The 4,800-nt window shown below is 39.2% G+C and carries 6 protein-coding genes; all 6 read left to right on the plus strand.

Annotation, left to right across the window (positions count from 1 at the left end):
* The first annotated feature begins 203 nt into the window (after window positions 1-203).
* Entirely contained in the window at window positions 204-944 is a 741-nt protein-coding gene (locus tag C9J45_RS21195) for a DUF2931 family protein (protein ID WP_107292990.1), read from the plus strand.
* Window positions 945-1,025: 81 nt separating this feature from the next.
* Entirely contained in the window at window positions 1,026-1,763 is a 738-nt protein-coding gene (locus C9J45_RS21200) for a DUF2931 family protein (protein WP_107292991.1), read from the plus strand.
* 81 nt (window positions 1,764-1,844) lie between these two features.
* Complete coding sequence (locus C9J45_RS21205; RefSeq protein ID WP_107292992.1) at window positions 1,845-2,585, plus strand: DUF2931 family protein; 741 nt, start codon at window positions 1,845-1,847, stop codon at window positions 2,583-2,585.
* An 80-nt stretch (window positions 2,586-2,665) separates the two neighbouring features.
* On the plus strand, window positions 2,666-3,403 hold the full coding sequence (locus tag C9J45_RS21210) for a DUF2931 family protein (protein WP_107288183.1): 738 nt from the start codon (window positions 2,666-2,668) through the stop codon (window positions 3,401-3,403).
* Between the two features lie 81 nt (window positions 3,404-3,484).
* Entirely contained in the window at window positions 3,485-4,228 is a 744-nt protein-coding gene (locus C9J45_RS21215; RefSeq protein WP_107262337.1) for a DUF2931 family protein, read from the plus strand.
* Window positions 4,229-4,309: 81 nt separating this feature from the next.
* The coding region (locus C9J45_RS21220; protein WP_107292993.1) for a DUF2931 family protein at window positions 4,310-4,800 on the plus strand (491 nt) is incomplete at its 3' end.

The following is a 4,800-nucleotide window of genomic DNA, read 5'->3' on the forward strand; positions in this document are numbered from 1 at the left end:
AGACAAGAAACTCTGTACTTAAAAGAGCTAAAAAGGCTAACGCAACCTTAACGCCTATCCCTTGGGACAAGGTAAATAAGATATATACATCAAAAAACTATATTGTAGATCAGCTTCATTAATATTGACTTATCACCTCACTATTTTCTGTGAGGCGCTCAATTAAAGAGCTAGATTCAGCGTTCATTAAACAAGGACAGTAAATGAAAAAGATCATATCAACAGGAGTATTCTGCCTATTACTGGCTGGTTGTAGCATGATAAATAGAGAACGCGTACCTGATGAAGTTCCGAATTGGACTGTGGCTTATGCTATGCCATCATTTTATCCAGTCAGAGTCACTAAAGCATATGGTATTAACACGCAAGAAGATTGGACCTCTATTTTACACACCCACAGCCAATTTATGACTACCAGTGCATTAAAACGTATAAAAGAGTTTTTACCCAACTATGATGGTTATGGGTTACCTCTCGCTTTTGCTACTATGGGAGGAGCTTCACAAATCCAACCTACCAATCATTTACCCGATAAAGTCGTGCTTTACTGGACATCCCTTTTTGACGCGAAGTTCTATATTACTGAATTAAATATCACCCCAAAAATGAAGGCGCTGGCTTATAAAAAGCAAAGTTACACTAGACCAGAAGATGGAAGGCGTAAAACTTGTTACCAAACGACATTTGATTTTGGCTTCTTACCAAATGGGCAAGTGAAAGTGTGGCTAGAAGGTTGTGGCAAGTATACGTACGTTACTGAGCTGTCACCAACGAGCACCCCCGAAACGGACTATAACGGAAGTACTTACTCTGATCATAACCAGACAAGAAACTCTGTACTTAAAAGAGCTAAAAAGGCTAACGCAACCTTAACGCCTATCCCTTGGGAAAAGGTAAATAAGATATATACATCAAAGAATTATATTGTAGATCAGCTTCATTAATATTGGCCTATCGCCTCACAGATACCTGTGAGGCGCTCAATTAAAGTTCTAGATTCAGCGTTCTTTAAACAAGGACAGTAAATGAAAAAGATCATATCAACAGGAGTATTCTGCCTATTACTGGCTGGTTGTAGCATGATGAATAGAGAACGCGTACCTGATGAAGTTCCGAGTTGGACTGTGGCTTATGCTATGCCATCATTTTATCCAGTCAGAGTCACTAAAGCATATGGTATTAATACGCAAGAAGATTGGACCTCTATTTTACACACTCATAGTCAATTTATGACGGTTAGTGACTTCAACCGTATTAAGGGCTTTTTACCTGATTATAATGGCTATGGATTACCACTCTACTTTACTACGATGGGCGGGTATAGACAAATTCGACCTACCAATCATTTACCCGATAAAGTCGTGCTTTACTGGACATCCCTTTTTAACGCGAAGTTCTATATTACTGAATTAGATGTTACCCAAAAAATGAAAGCACTGATGTATAAACAACAAAACCATGTTGAGGCTGATGGAATAAACCGAACCTGCTACCAAACGACATTTGATTTTGGTTTCCTACCAAATGGACAAGTGAAAGTGTGGCTTGAAGGGTGTGGCAAGTATACGTACGTTACTGAGCTGTCACCAACGAGCACCCCCGAAACGGACTATAACGGAAGTACTTACTCTGATCACAACCAGACAAGAAACTCTGTACTTAAAAGAGCTAAAAAGGCTAACGCAACCTTAACGCCTATCCCTTGGGACAAGGTAAATAAGATATATACATCAAAGAATTATATTGTAGATCAGCTTCATTAATATTGGCCTATCGCCTCACAGAAATCTGTGAGGCGCTCAATTAAAAATCTAGATAAAGCGTTCCTTAAACAAGGACAGTAAATGAAAAAGATCATATCAACAGGAGTATTCTGCCTATTACTGGCTGGTTGTAGCATGATAAATAGAGAACGCGTACCTGATGAAGTTCCGGATTGGACTGTAGCTTATGCTATGCCATCATTTTATCCAGTCAGAGTCACTAAAGCATATGGTATTAACACGCAAGAAGATTGGACCTCTATTTTACACACCCACAGCCAATTTATGACGGTTAGTAACTTCAACCGTATTAAGGGCTTTTTACCTGATTATAATGGTTATGGGTTACCTCTCGCTTTTGCTACTATGGGAGGAGATTCACAAATCCAACCTACCAATCATTTACCCGATAAAGTCGTGCTTTACTGGACATCCCTTTTTGACGCGAAGTTCTATATTACTGAATTAGATGTTACCCAAAAAATGAAAGCGCTGATGTATAAACAACAAAACCATGTTGAGGCTGATGGAATAAACCGAACCTGCTACCAAACGACATTTGATTTTGGTTTCCTACCAAATGGGCAAGTGAAAGTGTGGCTTGAAGGGTGTGGCAAGTATACGTACGTTACTGAGCTATCACCAACTAGCACACCCGAAACGGACTATAACGGAAATTCATCAACTGCCTACAAGCATGATTATGAAGACGAGTTAAATATTAGAGCTAAAAAGGCTAACGCAACCTTGAGACCTATCCCTTGGGACAAGGTAAATAAGATATATACATCAAAAAAATATATTGTAGATCAGCTTCATTAATATTGTTTACCGCCTCACAAAAACCTGTGAGGCGCTCAATGAAAGAGCTAGATTCAGCATTAATTACACAAGGACAGTAAATGAAAAATATCATATCAACCGGAGTATTCTGCCTATTACTGGCTGGTTGTAGCATGATAAATAGAGAACGCGTACCTGATGAAGTTCCAAATTGGACTGTAGCTTATGCTATGCCATCATTTTATCCAGTCAGAGTCACTAAAGCATATGGTATTAACACGCAAGAAGATTGGACCTCTATTTTACACACCCACAGCCAATTTATGACGGTTAGTGACTTCAACCGTATTAAGGGCTTTTTACCTGATTATAATGGCTATGGATTACCACTCTACTTTACTACGATGGGCGGGTATAGACAAATTCGACCTACCAATCATTTACCCGATAAAGTCGTGCTTTACTGGACATCCCTTTTTAACGCGAAGTTCTATATTACTGAATTAGATGTCACTCCAAAAATGAAAGCGCTGATGTATACACAACAGCATCATGTGGAATCTGACGGAATAAAACGTACTTGCTATCAAAGTCAATTTGATTTTGGCTTTCTACCAAATGGACAAGTGAAAGTGTGGCTAGAAGGGTGTGGCAAGTATACGTACGTTACTGAGCTGTCACCAACTAGCATGCCTGATACTGACTATAATTCAATCACATCGAAACAATATTTCCAAGCAACAGAATATGTAAAAAAAAGAGCTAAAAAGGCTAACGCAACCTTAACGCCTATCCCTTGGGGCAAGGTAAATAAGGTTTATACATCAAAACATTTTACTGTTGACCAGCTTCATTAATATTGACTTCTCGCCTCACAGGTTTCTGTGAGGCGCTCAATGAAAGAGCTAGATTCAGCGTTCATTACACAAGGACAGTAAATGAAAAAGATCATATCAACCGGAGTACTCTGCCTATTACTGGCTGGTTGTAGCATGGTGAATAGAGAACGCGTACCTGATGAAGTTCCGGATTGGACTGTAGCTTATGCTATGCCATCATTTTACCCTGTCAGAATCACTAAAGCATATGGTATTAACACGCAAGAAGATTGGACTTCTATTTTACACACCCACAGCCAATTTATGACTACCAGTGCATTAAAACGTATAAAAGAGTTTTTACCCAACTATGATGGTTATGGGTTACCTCTCGCTTTTGCTACTATGGGAGGAGCTTCACAAATCCAACCTACCAATCATTTACCCGATAAAGTCGTGCTTTACTGGACATCCCTTTTTGACGCGAAGTTCTATATTACTGAATTAAATATCACCCCAAAAATGAAGGCGCTGGCTTATAAAAAGCAAAGTTACACTAGACCAGAAGATGGAAGGCGTAAAACTTGTTACCAAACGACATTTGATTTTGGCTTCTTACCAAATGGGCAAGTGAAAGTGTGGCTTGAAGGGTGTGGCAAGTATACGTACGTTACTGAACTGTCACCAACGAGCACACCCGAAACGGACTATAACGGAAATTCATCAACTGCCTACAAGCATGATTATGAAGACGAGTTAAATATTAGAGCTAAAAAGGCTAACGCAACCTTGAGACCTATCCCTTGGGACAAGGTAAATAAGGTTTATACATCAGAGAATTATATTGTAGATCAGCTTCATTAATATTGGCCTATCGCCTCACAGGTTTCTGTGAGGCGCTCAATGAAAGAGCTAGATTCAGCATTAATTACACAAGGACAGTAAATGAAAAATATTATATCAACAGGAGTATTCTGCCTATTACTGACTGGTTGTAGCATGGTGAATAGAGAACGCGTACCTGATGAAGTTCCGAATTGGACTGTGGCTTATGCTATGCCATCATTTTATCCAGTCAGAGTCACTAAAGCATATGGTATTAACACGCAAGAAGATTGGACCTCTATTTTACACACCCACAGCCAATTTATGACGGTTAGTGACTTCAACCGTATTAAGGGCTTTTTACCTGATTATAATGGTTATGGGTTACCTCTCGCTACTACTACGATGGGCTGGTATAGACAAATTCAACCTACCAATCATTTACCCGATAAAGTCGTGCTTTACTGGACATCCCTTTTTGACGCGAAGTTCTATATTACTGAATTAGATGTTACCCAAAAAATGAAAGCGCTGATGTATAAACAACAAAACCATGTTGAGGCTGATGGAATAAACCGAACCTGCTACCAAACGACATTTGATTTTGGTTT

The sequence above is a fragment of the Photobacterium sp. GB-1 genome (assembly GCF_003026165.1).
Classification (GTDB): Bacteria; Pseudomonadota; Gammaproteobacteria; order Enterobacterales; family Vibrionaceae; genus Photobacterium.